Source organism: Nitratireductor sp. L15S-10 (assembly GCF_045011005.1).
Lineage (GTDB): Bacteria > Pseudomonadota > Alphaproteobacteria > Rhizobiales > Rhizobiaceae > Nitratireductor.
The window spans coordinates 110,669-134,195 of the sequence record NZ_CP120675.1; the positions used below are offsets into that span (position 1 = coordinate 110,669).

24 protein-coding genes are annotated in these 23,527 nt (G+C 63.7%); 10 read left to right on the forward strand and 14 right to left on the reverse strand.

Features of this window, described 5'->3' with window-relative positions; translation table 11 throughout:
- The first annotated feature begins 695 nt into the window (after positions 1-695).
- The 4 genes from P2W41_RS18545 to P2W41_RS18560 all read left to right on the forward strand — a co-directional run bounded on the left by P2W41_RS18545 (position 696) and on the right by P2W41_RS18560 (position 3,902).
- A complete protein-coding gene (locus P2W41_RS18545) occupies positions 696-881 on the forward strand; it encodes a hypothetical protein (protein WP_223006691.1) in 186 nt (61 codons plus the stop codon).
- Positions 882-1,118: 237 nt separating this feature from the next.
- Entirely contained in the window at positions 1,119-2,051 is a 933-nt protein-coding gene (locus tag P2W41_RS18550) for an ArdC family protein (RefSeq protein ID WP_223006690.1), read from the forward strand.
- On the forward strand, positions 2,051-2,992 hold the full coding sequence (locus P2W41_RS18555; RefSeq protein ID WP_223006689.1) for a hypothetical protein: 942 nt from the start codon (positions 2,051-2,053) through the stop codon (positions 2,990-2,992). The genes P2W41_RS18550 and P2W41_RS18555 overlap by 1 nt, the downstream gene beginning before the upstream one ends.
- A gap of 592 nt (positions 2,993-3,584) precedes the next feature.
- A complete protein-coding gene (locus P2W41_RS18560) occupies positions 3,585-3,902 on the forward strand; it encodes a DUF736 domain-containing protein (protein ID WP_223006688.1) in 318 nt (105 codons plus the stop codon).
- An 88-nt stretch (positions 3,903-3,990) separates the two neighbouring features.
- Here the strand turns inward: P2W41_RS18560 and P2W41_RS18565 are convergent, their stop codons facing one another.
- The 4 genes from P2W41_RS18565 to traC form a co-directional block, all read right to left on the reverse strand.
- Positions 3,991-4,257 carry a WGR domain-containing protein gene (locus P2W41_RS18565; RefSeq protein ID WP_065818553.1) on the reverse strand — a complete coding sequence of 89 codons (267 nt, stop codon included), beginning with the start codon at positions 4,255-4,257 and terminating at the stop codon, positions 3,991-3,993.
- Between the two features lie 111 nt (positions 4,258-4,368).
- On the reverse strand, positions 4,369-6,282 hold the full coding sequence (traG, locus tag P2W41_RS18570) for a Ti-type conjugative transfer system protein TraG (RefSeq protein ID WP_223006687.1): 1,914 nt from the start codon (positions 6,280-6,282) through the stop codon (positions 4,369-4,371).
- The gene (gene traD / locus P2W41_RS18575) at positions 6,269-6,484 is read right to left on the reverse strand and encodes a type IV conjugative transfer system coupling protein TraD (protein WP_223006746.1); all 216 of its coding nucleotides are present in this window, start codon (positions 6,482-6,484) and stop codon (positions 6,269-6,271) included. The genes traG and traD overlap by 14 nt, the downstream gene beginning before the upstream one ends.
- A gap of 4 nt (positions 6,485-6,488) precedes the next feature.
- A complete protein-coding gene (traC, locus tag P2W41_RS18580; RefSeq protein ID WP_223006686.1) occupies positions 6,489-6,752 on the reverse strand; it encodes a conjugal transfer protein TraC in 264 nt (87 codons plus the stop codon).
- A gap of 251 nt (positions 6,753-7,003) precedes the next feature.
- Here traC and traA point away from each other — a divergent pair, with 251 nt between their 5' ends.
- From traA to P2W41_RS18595, 3 genes are read left to right on the forward strand one after another with little or no spacing between them, the layout of a single operon-like run.
- Positions 7,004-10,309 (forward strand): Ti-type conjugative transfer relaxase TraA, encoded by a 3,306-nt coding sequence (traA, locus tag P2W41_RS18585; RefSeq protein WP_223006685.1) that lies wholly within the window; start codon positions 7,004-7,006, stop codon positions 10,307-10,309.
- Positions 10,306-10,839: a conjugative transfer signal peptidase TraF gene (gene traF, locus P2W41_RS18590; RefSeq protein WP_223006684.1), complete on the forward strand. Its 534-nt coding sequence runs from the start codon at positions 10,306-10,308 to the stop codon at positions 10,837-10,839. The genes traA and traF overlap by 4 nt, the downstream gene beginning before the upstream one ends.
- Before the next feature lie 4 nt (positions 10,840-10,843).
- Positions 10,844-11,995 (forward strand): conjugal transfer protein TraB, encoded by a 1,152-nt coding sequence (locus P2W41_RS18595; protein ID WP_404935041.1) that lies wholly within the window; start codon positions 10,844-10,846, stop codon positions 11,993-11,995.
- Between the two features lie 371 nt (positions 11,996-12,366).
- Here the strand turns inward: P2W41_RS18595 and P2W41_RS18600 are convergent, their stop codons facing one another.
- Positions 12,367-12,594, reverse strand: coding sequence for a hypothetical protein (locus P2W41_RS18600; protein ID WP_223006682.1), 228 nt, complete (start codon positions 12,592-12,594; stop codon positions 12,367-12,369).
- Positions 12,595-12,758: 164 nt separating this feature from the next.
- Here P2W41_RS18600 and P2W41_RS18605 point away from each other — a divergent pair, with 164 nt between their 5' ends.
- The 3 genes from P2W41_RS18605 (at position 12,759) to P2W41_RS18615 (ending at position 14,879) form a co-directional block, all read left to right on the forward strand.
- Complete coding sequence (locus tag P2W41_RS18605) at positions 12,759-13,508, forward strand: LuxR family transcriptional regulator (RefSeq protein ID WP_223006681.1); 750 nt, start codon at positions 12,759-12,761, stop codon at positions 13,506-13,508.
- Positions 13,509-13,591: 83 nt separating this feature from the next.
- The gene (locus tag P2W41_RS18610; RefSeq protein WP_223006680.1) at positions 13,592-14,251 is read left to right on the forward strand and encodes an acyl-homoserine-lactone synthase; all 660 of its coding nucleotides are present in this window, start codon (positions 13,592-13,594) and stop codon (positions 14,249-14,251) included.
- 295 nt (positions 14,252-14,546) lie between these two features.
- Positions 14,547-14,879: a transcriptional repressor TraM gene (locus tag P2W41_RS18615; protein ID WP_223006679.1), complete on the forward strand. Its 333-nt coding sequence runs from the start codon at positions 14,547-14,549 to the stop codon at positions 14,877-14,879.
- A gap of 15 nt (positions 14,880-14,894) precedes the next feature.
- Here P2W41_RS18615 and P2W41_RS18620 read toward each other — a convergent pair whose 3' ends face one another.
- The 9 genes from P2W41_RS18620 to P2W41_RS18660 form a co-directional block, all read right to left on the reverse strand.
- Complete coding sequence (locus P2W41_RS18620) at positions 14,895-15,599, reverse strand: autoinducer binding domain-containing protein (protein ID WP_223006678.1); 705 nt, start codon at positions 15,597-15,599, stop codon at positions 14,895-14,897.
- An 80-nt stretch (positions 15,600-15,679) separates the two neighbouring features.
- Complete coding sequence (gene trbI / locus P2W41_RS18625) at positions 15,680-16,975, reverse strand: IncP-type conjugal transfer protein TrbI (RefSeq protein ID WP_223006677.1); 1,296 nt, start codon at positions 16,973-16,975, stop codon at positions 15,680-15,682.
- A complete protein-coding gene (gene trbH, locus P2W41_RS18630) occupies positions 16,972-17,439 on the reverse strand; it encodes a conjugal transfer protein TrbH (protein WP_223006676.1) in 468 nt (155 codons plus the stop codon). Before trbH ends, trbI begins: the two co-directional genes overlap by 4 nt.
- Positions 17,440-17,442: 3 nt before the next feature.
- The gene (trbG, locus tag P2W41_RS18635; protein ID WP_223006675.1) at positions 17,443-18,267 is read right to left on the reverse strand and encodes a P-type conjugative transfer protein TrbG; all 825 of its coding nucleotides are present in this window, start codon (positions 18,265-18,267) and stop codon (positions 17,443-17,445) included.
- A gap of 20 nt (positions 18,268-18,287) precedes the next feature.
- Positions 18,288-18,950 carry a conjugal transfer protein TrbF gene (locus P2W41_RS18640; protein ID WP_119396918.1) on the reverse strand — a complete coding sequence of 221 codons (663 nt, stop codon included), beginning with the start codon at positions 18,948-18,950 and terminating at the stop codon, positions 18,288-18,290.
- Positions 18,951-18,952: 2 nt separating this feature from the next.
- Complete coding sequence (trbL, locus tag P2W41_RS18645; protein ID WP_223006674.1) at positions 18,953-20,119, reverse strand: P-type conjugative transfer protein TrbL; 1,167 nt, start codon at positions 20,117-20,119, stop codon at positions 18,953-18,955.
- Positions 20,100-20,309, reverse strand: a complete 210-nt coding sequence (trbK, locus tag P2W41_RS18650) for an entry exclusion protein TrbK (protein ID WP_223006673.1) — start codon at positions 20,307-20,309, stop codon at positions 20,100-20,102. The genes trbL and trbK overlap by 20 nt, the downstream gene beginning before the upstream one ends.
- Complete coding sequence (trbJ, locus tag P2W41_RS18655) at positions 20,306-21,106, reverse strand: P-type conjugative transfer protein TrbJ (protein ID WP_223006672.1); 801 nt, start codon at positions 21,104-21,106, stop codon at positions 20,306-20,308. The genes trbK and trbJ overlap by 4 nt, the downstream gene beginning before the upstream one ends.
- Positions 21,078-23,525, reverse strand: a complete 2,448-nt coding sequence (locus tag P2W41_RS18660; protein ID WP_223006671.1) for a conjugal transfer protein TrbE — start codon at positions 23,523-23,525, stop codon at positions 21,078-21,080. Before P2W41_RS18660 ends, trbJ begins: the two co-directional genes overlap by 29 nt.
- Between the last annotated feature and the right edge of the window lie 2 nt (positions 23,526-23,527).

Sequence of the window (23,527 nt, forward strand, 5' to 3'; positions counted from 1 at the left end):
TAGATTCCGCGCGAGTAATATTGTATCAACGCCTTACAAATAGATATTAAAACATCGTTGCCTCCAAATCCGAATATAAGAACTTCACAAGACGCTGAGCATGCGGCAAGGCCTGACCATCACGCTACCGTTATCCGCAGCATCCCGGTCCTGAAAGTCCCCGACACCGCTTACTGAGAAATGGAGCGATCCCGCGCGCAGTGCCCAGTCTTGTTCGTAAATGGCGCCGGACGAGATTCGAACTCGCTCTGTATTTCGAAGGCAAGCAAATGTCTGCAGTCCGAGCCTCGCTCCCGAACAGACGCCGGTCCATTCACGGCCCCACAGGACGATCGAGGTGTTGTTCCGGGCATCTAAATGTCGGGCCAATGCGCTCCTCTCATTTGAGCGCCACACGTCAGCTCTGAAACTGATGCAGCGGTCGGGCAAGCAGGGTGCCGCCTGAAGCGCCGGTGCGTGCCCCCTGCACGAAAGCGCGCAGCATCGGGCTCAACCCCCTGAGGACGATCCAATCCCGCTCTTCAGGGATGGCATTCCTGGTGCGGCCGCGGAACTTCCACGATCAACCCATAAAGGGTCCGCTAGCGAAGCTGCGGCCGTTTGGCTTACGCCTTCACGGTGATCGCGTCCGCTTGCCGCACACTGACGGAGCCATCAGAGCGGGAATTGGCCCGCTCCAACGATGGAGCCCTCGGATGTCGCACGATCTTTCCCTCGCCCAGAAACACGCCTGGACACTCGCCCGCACCCTGATGACCCCGGTGGTCCTCTTCCAGTCCGACGACGCATACGGGGTGCTGCCCGCCGATGAAGTCGACGACGCCGAGGTCGACATCCTCTTCGAATACGATCCTTACACTGGTGGACACGCGGTTCACTGAACCGGCTCTCGGTTCACTTTCCGCAGCGGCGGCGCCTGGCGTCGCCGCCCCTCCTTTTTGAGCCGACCGCGGCCCGTCCCGGTCGGTGGCCTGGGCAGAGCCGGCCGCGCCGGCAACGGCTTTGCGCCGTCCTCCCCTTTGGTCCGGCCCTGCGGGTGCAGGCGCGCCCTGAAGCTCCGCCTGACCGGCCCCGTGACGGGGCCGCGATCGGCGCGGCCTCCAAAAACGGAGGTTGAAATGAGCAGGAAAGAAAAGGGCGCGAAGACCGATATCTACGCGCGCATCACGGAAAAGATCGTTGCCGATCTGGAGAAGGGCGTGCGGCCATGGGTGAAACCCTGGAGCGCCGGCCATGCCGACGGGCGGATAACCCGGCCGCTGCGCCACACCGGTGAGCCATACACCGGCATCAACGTCCTGTTGCTGTGGTCGGAGAGCCTGGCGCGCGGGTTCACGGCACCGCTCTGGATGACCTATCGGCAGGCGGCACAGATCGGCGCACAAGTCCGCAAGGGCGAAACCGGCGCGACGGTCGTCTATGCGAGCCGGTTCACGAAAACCGAGACGGACGCGCAGGGCGAGGAATTGGAGCGCGATATTCCGTTCCTCAAAACGTACACCGTCTTCAATTGCGATCAGATCGACGGGCTTCCCGACCACTATTACCACCGGCCCGCGAAGGTCATCGATCCTGCCGAGCGGATCGAACATGCCGACCGTTTCTTCGACAACACCGGGGCGGTGATCCGTCATGGCGGCGCCCGGGCCTTCTACGCGCCGGCAAGCGATCACATCCAGATGCCGCCCTTCGAGACGTTCCGGGACGCCGAATCCTACGTCGCCGTGCTCAGTCACGAAACAGTCCATTGGACCTCGAGGCCCGAGCGGGTTGGCCGCGATCTGAGCCGCTACGCCAGGGACAAGTCCGAGCGCGCGCGTGAAGAGCTCGTCGCGGAGATTGGTTCGGCGCTGGTTTGTGCCGACCTCGGCATTGTTCCCGAACTCGAACCGCGGCCTGACCATGCGTCCTATGTTGCGAGCTGGTTGCGGGTGCTTTCCGACGACCGGCGGGCAATTTTTCAGGCCGCCGCCCATGCGCAACGGGCCGTGACCTATCTGCACGGTCTGCAGCCCTCCGCCACCGGCACGGGACAGTTGGAGGCGGCCTGATGCTTTCCTTTTCGAATGCTGCTGCGGAGGGCATCGAGCCCTCCGCCATCCGACTGCGCGTGCTATCGCTCGGCGCCGGCGTCCAATCGACCACCCTGGCGCTGATGGCCGCCCATGGCGAAATCGGCCCGATGCCCGATTGCGCCATATTCGCCGATACGGGCTGGGAGCCAAAGGCGGTCTATGAGCATCTCGACTGGCTGCGGTCGCCCAACGTCCTACCGTTTCCCGTCCATCTCGTTTCGGCGGGCAACATACGTGATCAGCTCATGGGCGCCGCGAAGGGTAAACGCTGGGCATCGATTCCGGCGTTCGCCAAAACCATCACCCCGGTGGGATCCTCCGTGCCCGTATTCGACGAGGATGCGGCCGGTGCGCTCGTCGAGGTCTCCACACGGCGCACAACACGCGACACTGTTTCCATCGGCATGATCCGGCGTCAATGCACCACGGATTTCAAGATCGTGCCGATCCGCCGGAAGGTCAGGGAGCTTGCGGGGCTCGCCCGCAAGCGCTCGCCCGGCCATCCCGTTGTCGAGCAATGGATCGGAATCTCGTGCGATGAGATCATGCGCGTCAAGCCGAGCCGCGAAACCTGGCAGGTCAACCGCTGGCCGTTGATCGAGATGCGCATGAGCCGGCGGGACTGCCTCGCCTGGCTGCGCCGCCACGATTACCCCGACCCGCCGAAATCGGCCTGCATCGGGTGTCCGTTTCACGACAACGCGCGCTGGCGTGCTGTGCGCGATCATGATGCCGCTGCCTGGTCCGATGCCGTCGAGGTCGATCGAGCCATCCGGACGGCCTTGCGTGGAATTCGGGGAGAGGTCTTTCTCCATCGGTCCGCCGTTCCCCTTGACGAAGCCGATCTGTCGACGCTGTCCGACCACGGGCAACTCGACCTGTGGCCGAACGAGTGCGAGGGCATGTGTGGTGTCTAGGCAGCCTTCGATCCTTTCGATTGCAGTCCGGTCGCGAGATATCGTGGGCATCGGGCTGCGGGCTTCCAGTGGATGCCGGAAGCGGTAATTCTGCCGAAGCTGGCTGACCAGCGGAGGACGGTCAGGGCGATGGTTGTGTTCTTGGGCCGACTGCTCACGGGCACCCTTCGTCGTGCGCGCGAGAACGAGCGAATAGAGCCCGTTTGCAGGCGTGGCGGCTGCCGTGAAGGTCGCCAGCGTCGAGCGCGCGATTGATCCCACCGACGGATGTCGCGGAATAGCAATGGCTCCGGGCCCGAACGCCATGGTCATGTTCCCTTCACCTCGATGTCCTGGAGCTCGCCCGGCGCGGTCTCGATGGGGCATGTCTGACCGGGAACCGGCTCCGCCTCGTCCGGCATCTCGCAACGCCCGTCCGGAACTTTCTTCCCCTGCGAACCGACGTTCGCATTCCTCGCGAACCAAGAAAGTTCATCCCGGCCGTCCTCCATTTCATTGCGGCCTTTCAGGTGCGTGCCGGTCGTTCCCGATCTTTTCGACAGCCATCGAGACCGCGATGGGCGCGGCTCGAAACTTCGAAAGGAACACGACAATGGCAAACATCGGCACCTTCACCACCACCAAGACCGGATTCACGGGTGCGATCAAAACTCTAACGCTCAACGTCAAGGCCCGCTTCGAGCGCGTCGAAAACCCTTCCGAGAACGGACCACATTTCCGCATCTACTCGAATGCAGTTGAGCTGGGTGCGGCGTGGCAGAAACAGGCCAAGCAGACCGAACGCGACTACCTTTCGGTCAAGCTGGACGACCCGAGCTTCCCGGCTCCGATCTACGCCACCCTGATCGAAGTGGAAGGCCAGGAAGGCGTGCAGCTCATCTGGTCCCGCCCCAACGGCAACCGAGACTGACGAGGTCCCAAACGGCCCCGCCGCGAAGGCGGGGCCATTTCTGTGTCGACGAAACGACGGCCGCCAGATGCGACACCGGTCGTCCACTTCACTCCCGCCTGCCGCTCCGCGAGACTTGCGGGTCAAGATAGCCCCGGCGCCGCTTCCTCCGTTCGAGCCGAGTCATCGCATCGCTGGCCTCAATGGGCGTGTCGAAGGTTTCGATCATCGACTGGCCGCGCGTTCCGATCCGGCCCCAATCGCGCACGAGGGACGCCCCGCCGAACAATGTGGGCTGAAGGGAAATGCTGTAGAACCGCCGCATGTTCTGCGACGGGTCGATACGGCGAAGATGAACCGGATGTAGATCTTTCATGCTGGGGAGTCTCGCTTCCTACGGAAGCGGCGTCCAACGACTTTCTTGAATCGATGAACGGTCATCGATTCATGGCATTGATGCCGAGAACCCTTGCGCGATTCTTGGCGACTACGTCCGGTGAAACCGGTTCTCCCCAACGACCGAGATCATATCGTCTCGCCGGAACCAGATGGCGCGGCCGCATCGCAGCGGCGGGTTGCCTGAGGTGAACACGATCTGCTCGTCTCCGCGCATGCGCAGCACCTCTTCCGGAAGGATCAGTGGCCGCGCGGAGAGCTGCCGCGAGCGCGTGCGCGAGGAACCCGACATGCGCGACGTCCGGCTGAGCTGGTCGACTTCGACCGTCGTGTTGCCGCAGCGCCGCGAGATGTAATCGGCGGTCTCCGGGTCGTTGATTGCGGCGAATGATATCCACGAGGCCGACTCGAACCATTTCGAAGTCGCGTCGCGCCCGCCATAGGTTTCGCGCATCTGACCAATGGACTGGAACAGAAGCAGCAGGCTGATGCCGTACTTGCGCCCGGCGTCTCGAGCGGTCTCGAGGATGCGCAGGTACCCAAGCCTTGCGACCTCATCGAGCAGGAACAAGGTGCGCCCCTTCACCTTGCCATTTCGGTTGTAGATCGCGTTGGCCAGGGCGCCGATAATGGTGCGCGCCAGTCCGGGATGCGCCTCGAGCGTCTTGAGATCGAGATTGACGAACACGTCGGTGTCGTCGTCCGCCAAGTCGTCGGTCGAGAAGCTGTTGCCGGAAACCAGCGCGGCATAGTTCGGATAGGAAAGCCAATGCGTCTCCTTGACGGCATTGGCATAGACGCCGGAGAAGGTTTCCGGCGTCATGGCGATGAATGGTGCCACGTTCTCCTTGACGAACGCGGATTCGGAATTGTCGTAGATCAGCTGCAGCCGCTCGCGCAGCTTGGGCTCCGGTTCGGAGAGGTTCGCTCGCATCTGCCGCAGATGCTGGTTTTCCTTTTCCGTATGTCCCGACAGGCACACATCGGCGATCAACACAGTGATGAGCTGAAGCGCGGACGCGCGAAAGAAGTCGTCGCGGATCGAAGCCTGCCGGGCGGTGTCGGTCACGACCCAGGTGGCGACCGCCACCACGTCCTCTTCCTTTGTCCCGCCGAACCGCCCGATCCAGTCAAGCACGTTGAAGCCGGTGCCCGGCTCCTTCGGGTCGAGGACGAAGACCGATCGGCCGGCCTTGCGCCGGTGCCCGATCACCATCGGCGCGACCTCGTTCGACGGATCGAGCGCAACAAGCCCGCCGCCCCATTTGAGCGCGGTCGGGACTGTGACCGAGGTGGTCTTGAAGCCGCCCGACCCGGCGAAGACCAGCCCGTGCGAGGAGCCGAACGAACCGTCGAAACACAGCAGCGGCGATTTTCCCCCAGCACCCCATGTCTCGCGGTCGTCGGCGCGGAAACCGCGCCCGCCGTCCGCCTGCCTGTCGACGCGGCAGGCCTCGCCGACGACGATGCCGCCGGCCTCGGGAAAGAGGCGCCGGGCCGCAGAGATGGTCATCCACGCGCTCTCCCCATGGATGGCACGTTTGCCCCAGACCCGGCGGGGCGCGGCCGACGCGAAAGCGGCATTGCCGCGCAGGGCGACGCGCAGACCGAACACGCCGGCGACCGCCGCAACAACCGCCCCCGTCAGCGTGGCGGGGTCAATGTATTCGACGATCGATGTGCCTGGCGGCACCGTTGCAGCAAATGCGGCGAGCCTGCCGATCTCGCGGACCGCAGCGATTGTGATCACCACCAGCGTGCCGGCGACGACCCCCCAGCCCGCGAGCCGGATCGAGATCGCGCCCCTGGCCGCAAAGAGAAAGACGACACCGGTCCCGCCGGCCGCCGCGTAGGGCAGCGCGATGCCGATCCGGCCAAGCATCAGGCGCGCGTCCGGCGCGCGGGCGAAGCCTGCGAGCCAGTGCTCTATGCCTGTCAGGGCGAGGCAGGCACCAGTCATGATTATGACCGGGGCAAGAAGCAAGGCGAGCTTAGTCGGGGTCATCGGCGAACACCTTCATCCCGATCGCCGTCAGCCGCGCGCGCTCGGCTTCGTCGGTCCTGATTCGGCTGGCGCCGTCGATCAGCAGGCCGAGCAGCAGAGCGCGCTTCTCGTAACGAAGCCCGGCCTTGGTGATCAGCCCACCGAGCTGGATCTTCTCGCGCGTATCCTTCTTGCGCGCCTCTGACTGGTTTGCCTGTCGCATCCGCTCAAGCCTCGCCAGACGGCCCATGAGCCGCGCCAGACGCGACCGGCGCGGATGCTGGCCTGACCGCCCGTCCGCTCCCCTTGCGAAACCGCGCCGCGAGTTCCTCGAACGCGGTCACAAGCGCGCGCTCCTCAATCTCGATATCGCCGAGTCCTGCCTTGAGGGCGAGCCGTCCGATGCGCTCGGCCTCGCGCGTTTCGGCCTGCTTGAGCCGCTCCTGCAGCCTGGCGATTTCTTCCCTGATCTTCGATGACGGCTTCTTCATTCCGGTCGTCTCCTTCTCGACCATTCGCTTTGTAGTGATGGCGAGGATCGGCCGGGATCGCGCGCAGCGCGACCCGGCAGAAATGACGGGTCGGCGAAGCCGACGCTTTGAGAGATCATCCCGGCGTTCCGAAGGAATGCCTCCAAGGGCGCAGTAATACGTCGCTGACGCGACGTTCCGCGCTCGGATCCGACCGGGAAGAGGCGTGGCCTGAGGAACGTTGTCGTTCAACCGCCGGGATCGGTTTCATCGTGGCCATCACGCATTTCACGCCCCAGATCATCGGACGCGCTGACGGGCGCAGTGCCGTTCTGTCGGCAGCCTACCGCCACTGCGCGAAGATGGACCATGCGGCCGAGGCCAGGACGGTCGACTATTCGGGCAAGCGCAATCTCGCCCATGAAGAGTTCCTGCTTCCGGCCGATGCGCCGAAATGGGCCCGCGAAATGATCGCCGACCGCTCGGTCGCGGGCGCCGCGGAAGCGTTCTGGAACAAGGTCGAGGCCTTCGAAAAACGTGCCGACGCGCAGTTCGCCAAGGAATTCATCATCGCCCTGCCGGTGGAACTGTCGAAGGCGCAGAACGTCGCGCTGGCGCGCCAGTTCGTCCATGAGCAGGTGCTCGGCCGCGGGCAGGTTGCCGACTGGGTCTATCACGACGATCCCGGCAATCCGCATGTCCATCTGATGACGACGCTGCGCCCGCTGACCCAGAGCGGCTTCGGGGCAAAGAAGGTCGCCGTAATCGGTGCTGACGGCCAGGCGATCCGCACGAAGAACGGAAAGATCCAGTATCGGCTCTGGGCGGGCGAGAAGGCCGAGTTCCTCGAGCAGCGGCAACGCTGGCTCGATCTCCAGAACCAGCACCTCGCATTCGGCGGCTTCGAGATCCGCGTCGACGGACGATCCTATGCGGAGCGCGGCATCGACCTCGTGCCTACGACCCATATCGGCCCGGGCGCAAAGGCGATCGAGCGCAAGGCGATGCGCGAGGGCAGGGACACCAGGCTCGAACGTCTCACAGCGCATGCGGCTGCGCGCGCGGTGAACGCCGAGCGCATTCAGGCCCGGCCGGAGATCGCGCTTGATCTCGTCTCTCGCGAAAAGAGCGTGTTCGATGAGCGCGACATCGCCAAGGTGCTGCATCGATATGTCGACGATCCCGGCGCCTTCCAGCAGCTCCTGGCGCGGATTCTTCAAAGCCCGGATTGCCTTCGTCTCGAATCCGGGACGGTCGACTTTGCGACCGGCGCGCGCTTGCCGGACAGGCTCACCACGCGCGAGCTGATCCGCCTCGAAGCGGAGATGGTGTCCCGGGCATCCGCGCTCGTGAAGGCGAAGGGGTTCGAGGTCCGGGAGAAGATCGTTGCCGACGTGTTCGCGCGTCACGACCGTCTTTCGAACGAGCAGCGCACGGCCATCGAGCACGTGACCTCCGGCGCGCGGATTGCCACCGTTGTCGGCCGCGCCGGCGCCGGCAAGACGACGATGATGCGCGCGGTGCGCGAGGCATGGGAGGCGGCAGGCTACACGGTGGTCGGGGGCGCGCTGGCCGGCAAGGCTGCCGAGGGCCTCGAGACGGAAGCAGGAATCCCGTCCCGCACCCTGGCGTCCTGGGAGTTGCGCTGGAACGAGGGGCGCAACCGCCTCGACGACAAGACGATCTTCGTTATGGACGAGGCCGGCATGGTCGCGTCGAAACAGATGGCGACATTCGTCGAGGCGGTCTCGAAGGCCGGCGCCAAGCTGGTGCTTGTCGGCGATGCCGAGCAGCTCCAGCCGATCGAGGCGGGGGCTGCCTTCCGCGCCATCGTCGAGCGCACCGGCTATGCCGAGCTCGAGACGATCTACCGCCAGAAAGACGCCTGGATGCGCACCGCCTCGCTCGATCTGGCGCGCGGCAATGTGACGGCCGCGCTCTCGGCCTATCGGGGCTGCGGCAAGGTGATCGGGGAGAAGCTGAAGGCCCAGGCGGTCGAGAGCCTGATTGCATCCTGGAACCGCGAATACGATGCCGAGAAGACCACAATCATCCTGGCCCATCTGCGTCGCGACGTGCGTGAACTCAACCGGCTCGCGCGCGAAAAGCTGGTCGAGCGCGGCATTGTCGGCGTGGGTCATGCGTTTCAGACGGAAGAGGGGACACGGCATTTCGACGCTGGCGACCAGATCGTGTTTCTCAGGAACGAGGGCGCGCTCGGCGTCAAGAACGGCATGATCGGCAGGGTGGTCGAAGCCGGCCCCGGCAGGATCGTCGCCGAGACCGGTGAAGGGGAAGACAAGCGCCGGGTCGAGGTCGAGGAGCGCTTCTACCGCAATCTCGATCTCGGCTACGCCACCACGATCCACAAAAGCCAGGGCGCGACCGTCGATCGCGTGAAAGTGCTCGCCTCGCTCTCGCTGGACCGGCATCTGACCTATGTCGCGATGACCCGGCACAGGGAAGACCTTCAGCTCTTCTATGGCGAGCGGTCGTTCCAGATCGCGGGCGGTCTCGACACGCTTCTGTCGCGGCGCAACGCCAAGGAAACCACTCTCGATTATGCCGCCGGACGCTTCTACCGGCAGGCGCTCAGCTTCGCCAACAGCCGCGGACTTCATCTCATGCGGGTCGCACGCACACTCGCCCGCGACCGGCTGGAATGGACGCTGCGCCAGAAGCGGCGCCTTGCCGATCTCGGCCGCAAGCTTCGCGCCGTCGGCGCCCGCATCGGCCTGGTCGACACCACCCTGTCCGCCGTCCAATCGAAGAAGGAGGCCGAGCCGATGGTCAAGGGCGTCACCACATTCGCCAAATCCATTGCCGACGTCGCGGCCGAGAGGGTCCACGCGGAAAAGGAGGTTGCCAGACAGTGGGAGGAGGTTTCTGACCGGTTCCGCCTGGTCTTCGCCGATCCTGAGGCGGCGTTCCGCGTCATGGACTTCGATGCCGTCCTCGCCGACCCTGCAGTTGCTTCGGAGCGGCTCGGGCAGCTTGCCCGTGAACCCGCCTCCATCGGCGCGTTGCGCGGCCATGATAGGATTCTGGCAAGCCGTGCGGAACGAGAGGCGCGGCACGAGGCCGAAGCGAACGTCCCGGCCCTCGGGCGCGAGATCGAACGCTACCTGCGTTTGCGCGAAGCGGCCACGCGCAGGCTCGAGGCCGATGAAACCGCGCTGCGCCATCGCGTCTCGATCGATATTCCCGCGCTTTCGCATTCTGCTCGCGCCGTGCTCGAAAAGGTCCGCGACGCAATCGACCGCAATGATCTTTCGGCAGCACTCGGGTTCGCGCTGGCCGACCGCATGGCCAAAGCCGAAATCGACGGCTTCAACAAGGCCGTGTCCGAGCGGTTTGGGGAACGCACATTGCTCTCCAATGGCGCGCGCGACACCGAAGGTGCCGTGTTCAGAAAGCAAGCCCTCGGCATGCCCGCGGCCGAACGCGAAAAGCTCGCTACGGCCTGGCCGATCATGCGCACAGCGCAGCAGCTCGCTGCCCACGAGCGCACTGTCCAGGCGCTCAAGGAGACCGAGGCGCTGCGTCAGAGCCAGCGTCAGTCCCAGGTGCTCAAATGACCCGCAGGCGTCGTGCGCTCACAGTTATCTGGATCGGCGCCGCTGTCGTGATCGGCCTGTTCGCCCTCGGCTATTTGGGTGGCCTGCGCATCAACCTCACGCCGAGCTACCCGCTCGGGATCTGGCGGATTGTGCCGCTCGATCGTGAGATTGCCCTCGGCGATCTCGTCATGATCTGTCCGCCGCCAACGTCCGCGTTCCGGCTCGCGCGGCAGCGGGGATATCTGCGGTCGGGGCTCTGTTCGGGATGGCTGAGCCCGCTGATCAAGACCGTCGCCGCGACGCAGGGACAGCGCGTTGAGATCGCCGGTTCCGTTTCCGTCGACGGCGTGCCGCTCGCAGGATCGGAGCTGCGCGCTGCTGACGGCGAGGGCAGGGCGCTCATTCCCTTCGCCGGCGGGGTCGTGCCGCCCGGTCACGTTTTCCTTCATTCTGATTTCGCAGGTTCCTATGACTCGAGATATTTCGGGCCGCTCCCGGCCGCCGGTGTCCTCGGCCTGGCCCATCCCGTCCTCACCATTCACCGGTGACGTTGTGAAGACTGTTAGTCTCACGGTGCTTGCCATTGCCGCCGGAGCAATCGGATGGAGCGGTAACCCCCTCACCCTCCCGCTCGCCTTTGGGTTCCCCGCCCTGTGGGCGAACTCGCCCTCGCGGATCGCGGCCGCTATTGTGTCGGCGGGATATTTCCTTGCCGCGTCACGCGGTCTGCCACAGGGTGTTGTCAATTATTTTGGCAGCGGGATCGCCGAAGCTCTCGCGCTCTGGCTCGGCGCATCGCTCGCCTTCGTCGCCGTGCATGCTGTGCTGTGGACATCGCGGCCGGGAAGGGGACGGACTGTACGATATGCCGTGGCAGCGGTCCTCATGAGCGTGCCCCCCTTCGGCATCGTGGGTTGGGCGCATCCGATAACGGCCGCCGGCATCGTGTTCCCAGGCTGGGGATGGTGGGGCCTTGCGGCGGCAGCGATCGGCCTCCTTGCCATGACGACGAGGTTCTGGCCGATCGCAACGCTCGTCTTGGGAGGAGCGTTTGCCTGGTCCGCCGCAACCTGGACGGAGCCCAGCCTGCCCCAGGGCTGGATCGGTGTCGATACGAAATTCGGGGGTGAACGCGGCATATATGCCGGGTTGTTCCAGCATCGCGAGACGATCGCCGCGGTAAAGGCAGCAGCGGCCCAGGGCAACAAGATCGTGGTATTGCCCGAGGGTGCCGCCGGTGTGTGGACGCCGACCGTTGAACGCCTTTGGGTCCGTGAGCTCAAAGGAGTCGACGTCACCGTCAATGCCGGAGCGATCCTGGTTGACGGGCAGGGCTATGACAATGTCATGGTCGAAATCTCGGGCGAGGGAGCGCGCATCCTCTACCGAGAGAGAATGCCGGTGCCAATCTCAATGTGGCAGCCCTGGCTAACGCTGATTGGCGAGTCCGGCGGCGGGCGGGCGCACTTCTTCGCCAATCCGATCGTCGAAGCCGGCGGTGTGCGGTTGGTGCCGCTGATATGTTATGAGCAGCTGATTGTCTGGCCCGTCCTGCAATCGGCACTCTACGCACCCGACATCATTGTGGCGACGGGAAACGGCTGGTGGACAGACGGCACAAGCATCGTCGCTATTCAGAAGTCAGCAACCATTGCCTGGGCGCGGCTCTTCGATCTTCCACTTATCATGGCGTTCAACATCTGAGAGGAGCAGACAATGGGCGCTGAGCTATCCGCACCCCGTGTCGCTATGCAACTATTGCCTCAGCCTCGAGGAACTGCCAATTTCTGTTTTTTCGGGCTGTACGGTTCGCATCAGGGGACCACGCTACCTGCGGCGATGTCTTCTCGCGAAATTAGATGGCGCGAACCAAGCCGAAATGGAAAGTACAAGCCGATCATGAAGAGCACTTGCGAAGGCTCGGATCTGATCACGCATACTCCTTGATTTTCCGCAGCCGTTGTGCATCTAAAAGATGAACAAACAAGTCATCTTTTAGCCCTTCGAACTCACGCAGCAAAAACAGGGCCTCAGGTGGAGATTTGCGGCCACATAGCTCGGGACAATGGTCGCCTTCATTGAGCCGGAGCTGATCCCGGCGCCATTTCGTCGGGCGTAGGCCAGGTCTTAAATGCGACCGACGGGTCGATCGCTTCGAGCGTACCGTTCGCCACGGCCTGGGCGAGCACGATGGAGGCGCGGCCAGCAGCCCAGAACGTGAGCGGTTCGGGCGCCCGAACGGTGGGTGGCGGCGTGATTGTCGCCGCTGCGGCGGTTACGAGGAGGATTCGATGGTTGAGCATTGCGGCTCCTTTCTTGGGTTCCTCTCGGCTGTGCCTCAGAAGTTGCCTTGGGGCCGGCATAGAATCCTCGACCCTCACCGGGCGGGAATGTCGCTTGGTCCAGTCTTCCTTGACCGGCGATCAGCGGTCGTACGCACTACAGCACTGCAGGAGGAGCATTGAGCATGAGACGGCGCGATCGACATGACGATGATCCAGAACTGTTCGAACTGCTCGCAAACCTAGAGGAGATTGCAGAAGCGACTCGGATTCCCGCGCTCTTGTGCAGGCTACTCGAGATTTATGGGCTGAAGTCCGTCGCCTATCTGGGCTCTGGGCTCTCGGCGCAGCCTGGGCAAGGTCCATACCTCGCGGTGACCTATTCGGACGACTGGGTCGATCACTACAAGGCCCAGCGCTTCGTCGATGTTGATCCTGCTGTGCAGATCGGCATGCGACGCATGCTGCCGATCGACTGGGATACCTTCGATCGGAGAGACAAGAACGTGCGGCGTCTGTTCGGAGAGGCCGCTGAGTTCGGGCTCGGCCGCCGCGGCATCTCTCTTCCCGTCCACGGCCAGCATGGTGACAGGGCCTTGGTCTCGATCACGAGCGACGCCAGCGATCGGGACTGGAGACACTTACGCCTCTACTACATGCGCGACTTCCAAATGCTGGCCCTCCATATGCATCAGGCCATCCTGCGGCTGGAGGGCCAGAGAATGGAGACCGCCAGCCTTTCTCCGCGCGAGCGGGAATGTTTGTCGTGGGTCGCCGAGGGGAAGACGGCGTGGGAAACCGCCATCATCCTGGGTTTGTCGGAGCACACGGTGCGCTGCTACCTCGAGAGCGCCAGACATAAGCTCGGAGCTGCCAACAACACCCATGCGGTGAACAAAGCCGGCAAGGCTAATCTGCTCAGCCAAATACCGTAAATCCGGCAGATACACCGGATTTAGGGTCCTTCTCCCGGGGTTTAGTTGCTTCAGCGTTTTCAACAAACGCTAGGAGCAACACCATGATCACCATCGTCGAAGGCGCGGAGCGCGAGCGTCACTCCACCCTGATTGATGAGATGTTCCGGATGCGGGCAGCGGTCTTCGCCGACCGGCTCGAGTGGGATGTCATCGTGACCGATGGCAGGGAGATTGACCGCTTCGACGCCGAAGATCCCCTATACCTTCTGTCGCTCGACAACCAGACCGGAGCGCTCCAGGGAGCGGTGCGGTTACTGCCGACTACCGGGCCAAACATGTTGCGCGACGTCTTCCCGGTTCTTGTGCCGGGCGGCGCCCCAGCGAGTCCCCTCATCTGGGAAAGCTCCCGGTTCGCGGTAAACCCTGCCGCATTCAACGCATGCGAACGCGCGGAGGCCAACCATGTCGTTAACCGCACGACGATCGAGCTTCTGTGCGGCATCGTCGAGGTCTGCCAGCGCGCCGGCATCGAGCACGTCGTGTCGGTCTTCGATGCGCGAATGGCGCGAATCTTTCGCACGATCGGTTGCACCTTCGAGGTCATCGGGACCCCGGCCCGAATCGGTAGGACGATGACCTATGCCGGTATATTCGATATGTCGGAAGCCATGCGCGAGCGCCTGGGGGAAACTGGCAGGCTTCTCACACCTGTGCTGGCGACTGTTGAGCCGCGGCGGATTCCCCACCCCCGCCACGCCTGATTGACCCATCGCTTTTGTCACATGGTTCTCTGGTCGACGCGACAACCATGTCCTATAAGTGCCCCGAGGCGGTACGCGCTGCCTCGGGGCGTAGAAACCCCTTTTCCGCGGTTGGTGTTGACCGGATCAGCACCGGAGATCCTCTGGCCAATGGCCGGGGGCCTGGGACGCATGTCCAGGCGCCTCGGTGCTAAAGGTCTCAGGGCCGTCGGAAAACGGTTTCTACCCCCCGGCTTGGGGTCATGATCTTTCTTTGTTAGCGGGGGCGTACCGCCAACCAAGCCGCAGGGATTGCATGCGGACAAAACTAGACGTCGACATCGGACCTGGCCGGGCGGCGAGATCCATTCAGGCTCTCCTCACCGGCTTGACGGAGCACGAGCTGAAGCAGGTGGCCATCGCGGTTATTCGGGAGAACAGGAACCGTCTGCAGAATGCCCATGAGCTGTTCGAGGAGCTAGATAGGCTCGTAGCTGCCGGTTCAACAGATGAGCATCTGGCGCAGCTGAGGCATGACTACCGGATCGCGATGCTCAACCTCCATGCGCAACATCAGGTCGTGAGCCTGGTGGTTGAACATCTCGGTTTCGTGCCCGAGGTCGATGGACAACGCCCGGTGCTCAATTAGCTGGCGTTGTCGGGGTTAGATCAGTCCGATTCGTGTGGCAATCGTGCCTGCCTGCCGGTTGTTTGCGGCCCCGAGCTTATTTGTCGCCTCGTCGATATAAGACCGCACCGAGCGATACGAGATGTCCAGCATGAGCGCGATGTCCTGCATTGACATTCCCTCAGCGAACCACCTCAGGCACTCGGCCTCGCGCGGCGACAAGCGAATGGCGGAGGCAAGCGACGCATCGCCGCTCGCCGCTCCCAACCGGGAGTGCACAAAGGCGACCGAAACCGCCGCGGTGACTGGATCGATGTCCTCAGTCAGTTTGGACACAGGCCTCCCGCTCGCAAGAGTGAACACCATGCGGTCCCTGAATCCCACGGGAATCGAGATCGAGATTCCGGACCTGATACCGAACCGGTCGGCCTCAACGAAGAACTTGATCACGTCCCGCCGCCCGTTGCGCCTCGCCTCATCGGCCGACCATGAGAACAGCGGCGGTCCGTGCTTTGCCTTGGTCACCACGGGATCGACCCGGATGAACTCCCGTTCCACATAAAGCTCCTGCCACGCGCGCGGATAGTTCGAGACCGCGAAGCTCTCCGGACCGCGGAGGTAGAGATAGGCGAAGAAGTCGAACCCGGTATCGTCCGCGAAGTCTCGCAACGAACGGCGGGCTGCACGCTCGTCAAGCGGCAGCGAAAGCCTGTCGATGAGATTGAGCAGATTGGAGTTCAAGGGTGGGCGGGTCCAATGGCAAGCCCCGCGACAGAAGGCGACCCTTCTGCACGGAGCGTTGAAAACGAAATGGGTCATCGCTACCGATAGGACCCGGGGAAGACGATGTCCTGGTCGACCAGGACGTTGAACCGGTAACCCGGGCGGATCTCCAGTGTCGGCTGGACGTTGAGGTTGCGCGAGACCGTCTGCTCGGAGATCTGCCCGAAGGTTTCGGCGAAGGAGCGCCTGGCGGCGTCCTCGGCACTGTTGGCCGTGCCGAAGCTGTTGCGATCCTGCGGCAGCATCATTTCGGTCCCGGCGCCGATAAGAGCGACGAGGATCGCCGAGCCGAACGTGCGCAAATAGTGGTTGTCCACCTGGTCCCGGAATCCGCCATAGCCAGCTGAATCGGTCCCCGCCATGCCGCCGATTTGCAGCGTCGATCCGTTCGGAAAGATGAGGTCGGTCCAGATCACAAGCACGCCGTCCTGCCCGAATGTGACCTCGGAATCGTAGCGGCCGAAGAGTTTCGATCCTTGCGGGATGAGGAGGTGCCGGCCCGTCGCGCTGTCATAGACATTCTGCGAGACCTGGGCGGTGATGCGGCCGGGAAGATCGGAATTGATGCCCGTAATCAGCGTGGCCGGGATGACCGACCCGCGCTTGAGCTCATAGGGCGAAATCTGGCCGACGACGGGATTGGGAAGGTAACCAAGGTCCCGGATGTCCTGATTGAAGAAGCGCTCCTTGGCCGCTTGCCCGTTCGCGTCCCTGGCGCCACCAAGCCCCGCCTCCATGGCCGCGGCGTATAGGTCAAGCGCGCTCTGCGGCCGCGTTGTCGACGATTGCGATTGGCCAGGCACCGTGGCTCTGCCGTCGTTGGCGTCAGCCGAAAAGCCGCCCAGCGAAACGGCGATCGGGGAATCGAACGCCGCGTCATTGGCTTGATAGCGCGCCATGCGCTGACGGTGGAGCTCGCGCATGAGCTGTTCTTCTTGCTCTCGCTCAAGTCTGGCTCGCCATATCTCTTCGGGCTCCAGAGCCGCCCGTTGCTGTTCGGCCGTGGACGCATCCGGTGGCTCCGGCATGAACGGGTTTTCCTCTGGCTCCGCCGGCTCAATCGGAATCGGTTGCGGTTGCGCCGGTTCGCCGATGATGCCGTCCGGGACACCCTCCTTGAGCTGGTCGGCATGCGTCGAGGCCGGGCGGGAGCCAGGTGTGAACGCTGCATCGTCATCGCCCAGGCGAATGCCGCGCGAGGACAGGCCATAGAAAATCGCGGCCAGAAAGAGCACCACCAGCATGATCGCTACGACGATCGGCAGGCGATTGAGGCGCCGGATTCGCGGCCCGCCAGTCAGATCGGAGCCACCGAGCTTGAGACTCTCGGTCATGACGGTTCTCTTGCCGCGCGCTGCATGACCGAAAGTGGAGAGATCGGCGTCGCCCCCTCTCCGCCCATCTGGTACATGCGCGTGAGGTCGAGTGTTCGGGTCGACAACCGGACCAGGATGCTACCCTCGAATGCGTCGACGACGTAGGCGAGGGGAACGGTAGCCGTGCCCTCTGTCGTCTGGTCCGTGGCGACGGCATAGCCCCAACCCTTCAGCGATGACTCGAGCGCCTCGCCGAATATGGAGCCGTCCGGCTCAAGCTGGATCGTCGTCGTGCCTGGACCAACCTGCTCGGCAAATCGCCCGACCATGTCCCCTGCGATCGAGGACGCCGCCTCCGGAGTGAGCTCTGCGGTCGCAGAACTCGTGACTAGACCCGCCCCGCCCAGGGTCTGGCACCCGGCCAACAGGGCCGCGAACAGGACGAAAACCACCAGGCGAGGTTGGAGAATAGACTTGTGCATCTCCTACCCTCCCCGCCTGATCGTGACTTTCTCCTGGGAGCGTCCGACGCCCGAGACCAGGATCGCGCTGTCGACGTAGTAGTCGACCACCATCATGGTGCCGTTCATGCGGTAGTTGACGATCCGGTTCTCGCCGCCGGAAATCACGAACAGCACCGGCGCATCCTGGCCTGACAGCGACGAGGGGAACTGGATGTAGGTTTTCTGGCCGTCGCTGTAGATGCGGGTCGGCCGCCACCGCGCCGTTCCGCTCACACGAAACGAGAAATTGAGTTGCTCGGCCGGCACGCCTGCGCCGGGCACGATGCTCGCCTCCATGCGCGTGGCAATCTCGGCAAAGCGGGCATTGACGTCTTCGGGATATTCGAAACCCACCCGCGCCATGTAATTCGTCTGATGGGACTTGAGCTGGATGTGGTAGGTGCGCCGCGAGGTCGTCACCACCATCGAGGTGACGAGGCCGGGTTCCGATGGTTTGACGATCAGATGCACTGCCTGGCTGCCCGGCGCGCCCGACGTCGCCGGTTCGACCTTCCAGCGCACAGTGTCGCCGAGCAGCACGTCGCGCACGATTTCGCCCGGCTGGAGTTCGATGTCGCACACCTGCAGCGGCGAGCAGACCACCGATGGCTGAACCTGGCCGAAGAGGAAGATGACCTTACCGTCGGGGCCGCGCGTCACGACCCCCTGCCCTTGCTGCCACTGGCTGGAGAGGCTCGTGCCACGCTGTTCGTTGACACTCAGGGGCTGTGCCAGGGCCGGCACTGCAATTGTCGAGAAAACAAGCCCGGTGCAGAATGCTGCGCTCCGGAGTCTGGGTAAGTTCATGAAAAGAGTCCTCCGGGCACTCACAATTGCGCCGTCCAGTCGAAATCTCTGAGGTAAAGGCCGATCGGGTTGAGGCGGATGACTGCCTCGTCCTGGGGCGGCGTCAGGGTGACCGTGGCGACGCCCCGAAACCGCTTTACGTCCTGTTCCCTGCCCTGCCGGTCGCGCTCATATTCCGTCCAGTCGACCTGGTAGCTCTGGTTGGAAAGCGGCACGATGTTCGTGACCTCGATGGCCACCGTCATCGTGCGGGCGCGGTCGAACGGAGAGTTGCCCCGAAACCAGGCGTTGACCTTCTCGGTCGCCGGATCGGCGGTGCGCAAGTGCGCATAGGTGCGGTCGATATATTGCTTCTGGACCACGGCATCGGGCGTGACCGAACGGAAATTGCTTACGAAGCTGCCAAGCGTGGCACGCACGACGCGAGGGTCGGCATATTCGATCTGTTGCGGGAAGCCGGCGCTCACCGCCGTGCCGAGCCGATCGACTTCCACGATGTAGGGCACCAGCTGCACCTGCGTGCTCTGATAAAGCGCATAGGAGAAGCCAATCACCGCCATCAGCATCCCCGTCACGCCGACGATGCGCCAGGACGCGGCCGCTTTCACATACGAGCCGTAGCGCTCGTTCCATTCCTGGCGTGCGGCAAGGTAGGGATTTTCCGGTGGGCTCTTTGCGGCCATGGTCACGCCTTGTCGTCTGCTGATTTTCTGGTGGTGGGGCGGCCCTGGCTCTGATCGAGCTTGGAATTGGCAAGGCCGAGCGTCGATGCCCCCCAGGTGCCGGGAACGCCGATCGCCTTGTCCCGCCCGGCCGAGGCGAGCGCGGAGCCGGCTGCCGTCGCGCCGCTGGTCATGCCTGTGAGCGCCGCGGCTCCGAACGAGCTGCCAGCGGCCCGTGCATCGGAATAGGCCGAGGCCCCTGCCCTCGCGCCGCCCCAGGCCAGCGCGGCGCTGCCGGCGGCCATGGTTGCGGCCTGGCCGCCGTGGCGGATCGTCTCCATGCCGCCGGTCACCGATACCCCCTGCACGACACCCTGGACGATGTTGGGTACGTACATGGCGATGACGAACACCACGACGGAAATGCCGCCGATCGCCAGCGTGGAGAGAAACTCGTCGGCGCCCGAGGGGGAGTTGGCGAGATTGATGAGGACTTCAGAACCGATGCGCGCGATCATCACCAGCGCCATCAGCTTCATGCCGACCGAGAACGCATAGACGAGATACCGGACGGCGAAGTCCTTGGTGAAGCTCGAGCCGCCGAGACCCAGCATGATCATCCCGGCGAGCAGCCCGACATACATCTCGGCCATCACGGCCACGAAGATCGCGGCCACCAGGCTGAAGGCAATGACGACGATCACCATGGCGAACACCGCCGCGATCGCCAGCGCGTTGTCCTCGAACAGCCCGAACTGCGCCTTCTCCGACATCTGGCTCGCGACCTGCAGGCCGGCGTTGAAGACGTTCGCTGGCGATGCCGAGCCGCCCCCTGCGCCGATCTGGAAGAGGCTGTCGACCATTGCGCGTGCGAAGTCCGGCCCCTGCTCGAGGATGAAGACGAACAGGCCTATGAACATGATGCGCCGCACCAACTCGGCGAACCACGTGTCGAGCGACGCGGCGCCGAGCGCCAGCCAGACAGCCGCAATGCCAACTTCGATGCCGGCAAGGATCCAGAACAGCGAGCGCGCCGCCTGCATGACGGTCGTCTCCCAGCCCTGCGCGGCGTCCGCGACCTCGTTTTCCAGCGTCGTGAGAAGCGAGCCATCCTGTGCGAGGGCGGGCTGGAGAAAAAACAGGACGCCGAGGCTGGCGGCAATGGCGAGCTTAGTTGTCGGGGGCCTCATCGCCCTGCCCCTCTCCGTTGCCCCAGCGCGGCCGCATCTCCTGCCCGGCGGTGGTGTCATACTCAGTCGGTGTGTCGAGGACTCTGCGTGCCCGGTCCGGTTCCCCGCCAAGGTTCGGGACGACCCAGATCGCAACAGCGATTCCGACAATGACAGTGGCCGCCGCCACGATGATAAGTGTTCTCGTCACCAGCGCGGCTCCATGACCTGGCCGCCCGATGTCGACGGCGCGTTCGAGTTGAAGAAGTCCTCTCGACGTGTCTGCGCGAGATCCTTTGCGGCCTGCTCGGATTGATGCCAGGTCGCCATCATCGTGATCTGCTGGGAGACGAGGCCGCGCAGTTTCTGCGTCTGCGCCACCTGTTGCGCGGCAATCTGATGGCCGACCTGAAGCGCCTGCATCTGTCCGACGGAGCTCTGCGACATCGAGCGAAGTTGGCTCATCGTCGCCTCTTCACTGGCGAACTGATCGGCCGTCAGCCCGGCCGCCCGCAGCGTCGCCGAAATCGTCTCGCGGTTGGTGTCCGACCATGACTGATAGCTCGAGGAAAAATCCTCGCCGTTCGCGAGCCCCGTCTCGAACTCGGCGAAGCTCTCGAAGCGTTGCTTGAGAACGTCGTCGATATTGCCCATCGCAAAGGCGATGCCCTCGCCCTGGTTGACGAGGCTCTGGAGTTGCATGAGGTCGCTTTCGACCTGCCCCCAGATGTGATCGGGCAGCTGCAACGTGTTCTGCAGCATGTTCTCGTAGATGCGGATCTGGTTCTGGATTTGCTCGGAAAGTTGCGTGATCTGCGTCATCTGGTTCTGGATCTGCTCGGCCGACTGGCCTGTGAGCCCCACCAGCTCGGCGTTGTTGAGCAGCTGCGTCCATTCGGTTGCGTTCCCGGTGACCGCACCGGCATGAGCCGAGCCTGGGAGAACCAGGCACGCGCTCATCACCGAGGCGGCCGTGATCCTAATCGCGTGTAAGAATGGCTTCGGCATTGCTGATCCCCCTTTCCATAAGCCACGCAGCCGGCCAGTCCGGACCATAATCCTTGTGCAACTGATCGATGCGTTTGAGGTCTTCCTTGCCCGAGGCGCCTGCGAAGGCGAGCGCGACCGGGCCAAGCGCCATGTCGAATAGCCGTCTGCCCTCGGGGCTTGCGACGTAGTATTCGCGCTTCGGCGTCGCGGTCGCGACGATCTCGATCTGGCGCTCGTTAAAGCCGATGCGCTCATAGAAGTCGCGCGTGCCCGGTTCGCGCGCGGCGCCGTTCGGCAGACAGATCTTGGTCGGGCAGCTTTCCTTGAGCGCGTCGATGATGCCCGAGCGTTCCGCGTCCGAGATCGACTGTGTGGCAAGCAGAACGGCGCAGTTCGCTTTCCGCAGGACCTTCAGCCACTCCCTGATCTTATCCCTGAAGGTGGGATGGCCGAGCATCAGCCAGGCTTCGTCGAGAACGATGAGACTGGGCGCGCCCGTCAGGCGTTTTTCGATCCTGCGGAAGAGATAGAGGAGCACGGGCACGAGATTGCGCTCGCCCATGTTCATCAGCTCCTCGATTTCAAAGGTCTGGAACGCGCCGAGCGCCAGCCCGTCTTCCTCGGCGTCGAGAAGTTGCCCCATCGGCCCGTCGACCGTGTAATGGTGGAGCGCGTCCTTGATTTCGCGCATCTGCACCCCGCTCACGAAATCCGAGAGCGAGCGGCCGCGCGCCGACGCCATGAGGCCGACCTGCCGCGAGATCGCGTTGCGATGATCTGGTGTGATCGCAACACCTTGCATAGCGATCAGCGTCTCGATCCATTCGCTTGCCCAGGCCCGATCTCCCTCGGTCGACAACTCGGCCAGCGGGCAGAACGACAGGGAAGTCCCCTCCCCTGCCCCGACCTCATAATGATCGCCCTCCGCGGCGATCGTGAGCGGGCGCAGGGACCGGCCCTTGTCGAAGGCGAAGATCTGCGCGTTCTCGTAGCGGCGAAACTGGGCCGCAATCAGCGCGAGCAATGTCGACTTGCCCGAACCGGTCGGACCGAACACGAGCGTATGCCCTACATCGTCGACATGAAGGTTCAGCCGGAAGGGCGTCGAGCCCGAAGCGACCTGCATCAAGGGTGGGGATCCGGTCGGATAGAACGGGCACGGCGCGGTCGTGCTGCCTGACCAGACCGAGTTGAGAGGAATGAGGTCCGCCAGATTGCGCGTGTTGACGAGCGGTTCGCGGACATTGGCATAGGTGATGCCCGGCAGGCTGCCGAGATAGGCTTCGGTCGCATTGAGTGTCTCGATGCGCGCGCCGAACCCTTCGGCCTGGACAAGCCGGCGCACCGCCTCGGCCTGGTCGCGCAACCGCGCGTCGTCGGTATCGAAGAGGACGATCACCGGTGTGTAATAGCCAAAGGCGACGAGCTGGGAAGAGGCCTCGGCAATGGCGTCCTCGGCCTCGGCGACCATCGTCATGGCGTCCTGGTCGACCGCGCGGCTCTGGGTCTGGAAAAGCTGGTCGAAGAACGGCCGCACCTTCTGCTGCCATTTCTTGCGGGTGCGTTCGAGCTTTGCACGCGCTTCCTGGTCGTCGAGGAAAATGAAGCGGCTCGACCACCGGTAAGTGAGCGGCATCAGGTCGAGCGAATTGAGAATGCCCGGCCAGCTCTCGGCCGGAAGCCCGTCGATCGCGACGACGGCCAGATACCGCCCGTCGACCACCGGCGAGAGGCCATGGTGGAACTCGGCCGTGGCCAGCCAGTCGAGATACATCGGGATCGCCGGCAGTCGAACCGGATGGCTCTCTCCCACGATGCAGAACCGGATGAACTGGAAGAGTTCATCGTACTGGATCTCGCGGCCGGTCTCAGGGTCGGCGACCGTGCGCGTCACCATGCGCCGGATCGAAAGCACATTGGCCAGATACTGCTCGAACTCGCGGATAGACGTGCGGAAGGTCTCCAGGACCACATCGGCGTAGGTCTCCGAGCGGCTGTCACTGTCAGAATAGACATAGCGTGCGAGGCCCGACCGCCGTCGTTCGGGCGGCCGGTAAGTGAGAATGATCGCGTGCTGGCTCTCGTAATGCCCGCTTTCGGCCTCGAAATGCGCCCGGCGTTCGTTGTCGATCGCGCGTGTCACAGGCTCAGGGAAATGACAGTCCTCGCGTGCGGGATAGGCGACGGTGGGGATGCGCACCGCCTCGACCTGGATCATCCAGCCCGAGCCGAACCGGGACAGAATCGTGTTGATCTGCCTCGACACCTCATTGCGCTCGAGATTGGTCGAGCTTTCCGAGTCCGGGCCGGCAAAATACCAGCCGGCCATCACCGACCCATCCTTGAGCAGGATCACGCCGTCGTCGACCAGGCCCGCATAGGGCAGAAGGTCGGAGAAGGACGGCCGGGTGTTGCGGAACTGACGAAGCGCGACCATTC

Excerpts from the sequence above, each read along its gene's own strand:
- P2W41_RS18545 (WP_223006691.1), top strand. The coding sequence starts at position 696 with ATGTCGCACGATCTTTCCCTCGCCCAGAAACACGCCTGGACACTCGCC.
- P2W41_RS18550 (WP_223006690.1), top strand. The coding sequence starts at position 1,119 with ATGAGCAGGAAAGAAAAGGGCGCGAAGACCGATATCTACGCGCGCATC.
- P2W41_RS18555 (WP_223006689.1), top strand. The coding sequence starts at position 2,051 with ATGCTTTCCTTTTCGAATGCTGCTGCGGAGGGCATCGAGCCCTCCGCC.
- P2W41_RS18560 (WP_223006688.1), top strand. The coding sequence starts at position 3,585 with ATGGCAAACATCGGCACCTTCACCACCACCAAGACCGGATTCACGGGT.
- P2W41_RS18565 (WP_065818553.1), bottom strand. The coding sequence starts at position 4,257 with ATGAAAGATCTACATCCGGTTCATCTTCGCCGTATCGACCCGTCGCAG.
- traG (WP_223006687.1), bottom strand. The coding sequence starts at position 6,282 with ATGACCCCGACTAAGCTCGCCTTGCTTCTTGCCCCGGTCATAATCATG.
- traD (WP_223006746.1), bottom strand. The coding sequence starts at position 6,484 with ATGCGACAGGCAAACCAGTCAGAGGCGCGCAAGAAGGATACGCGCGAG.
- traC (WP_223006686.1), bottom strand. The coding sequence starts at position 6,752 with ATGAAGAAGCCGTCATCGAAGATCAGGGAAGAAATCGCCAGGCTGCAG.
- traF (WP_223006684.1), top strand. The coding sequence starts at position 10,306 with ATGACCCGCAGGCGTCGTGCGCTCACAGTTATCTGGATCGGCGCCGCT.
- P2W41_RS18600 (WP_223006682.1), bottom strand. The coding sequence starts at position 12,594 with ATGCTCAACCATCGAATCCTCCTCGTAACCGCCGCAGCGGCGACAATC.
- P2W41_RS18605 (WP_223006681.1), top strand. The coding sequence starts at position 12,759 with ATGAGACGGCGCGATCGACATGACGATGATCCAGAACTGTTCGAACTG.
- P2W41_RS18610 (WP_223006680.1), top strand. The coding sequence starts at position 13,592 with ATGATCACCATCGTCGAAGGCGCGGAGCGCGAGCGTCACTCCACCCTG.
- P2W41_RS18615 (WP_223006679.1), top strand. The coding sequence starts at position 14,547 with ATGCGGACAAAACTAGACGTCGACATCGGACCTGGCCGGGCGGCGAGA.
- trbI (WP_223006677.1), bottom strand. The coding sequence starts at position 16,975 with ATGACCGAGAGTCTCAAGCTCGGTGGCTCCGATCTGACTGGCGGGCCG.
- trbH (WP_223006676.1), bottom strand. The coding sequence starts at position 17,439 with ATGCACAAGTCTATTCTCCAACCTCGCCTGGTGGTTTTCGTCCTGTTC.
- trbG (WP_223006675.1), bottom strand. The coding sequence starts at position 18,267 with ATGAACTTACCCAGACTCCGGAGCGCAGCATTCTGCACCGGGCTTGTT.
- P2W41_RS18640 (WP_119396918.1), bottom strand. The coding sequence starts at position 18,950 with ATGGCCGCAAAGAGCCCACCGGAAAATCCCTACCTTGCCGCACGCCAG.
- trbL (WP_223006674.1), bottom strand. The coding sequence starts at position 20,119 with ATGAGGCCCCCGACAACTAAGCTCGCCATTGCCGCCAGCCTCGGCGTC.
- trbJ (WP_223006672.1), bottom strand. The coding sequence starts at position 21,106 with ATGCCGAAGCCATTCTTACACGCGATTAGGATCACGGCCGCCTCGGTG.
- P2W41_RS18660 (WP_223006671.1), bottom strand. The coding sequence starts at position 23,525 with ATGGTCGCGCTTCGTCAGTTCCGCAACACCCGGCCGTCCTTCTCCGAC.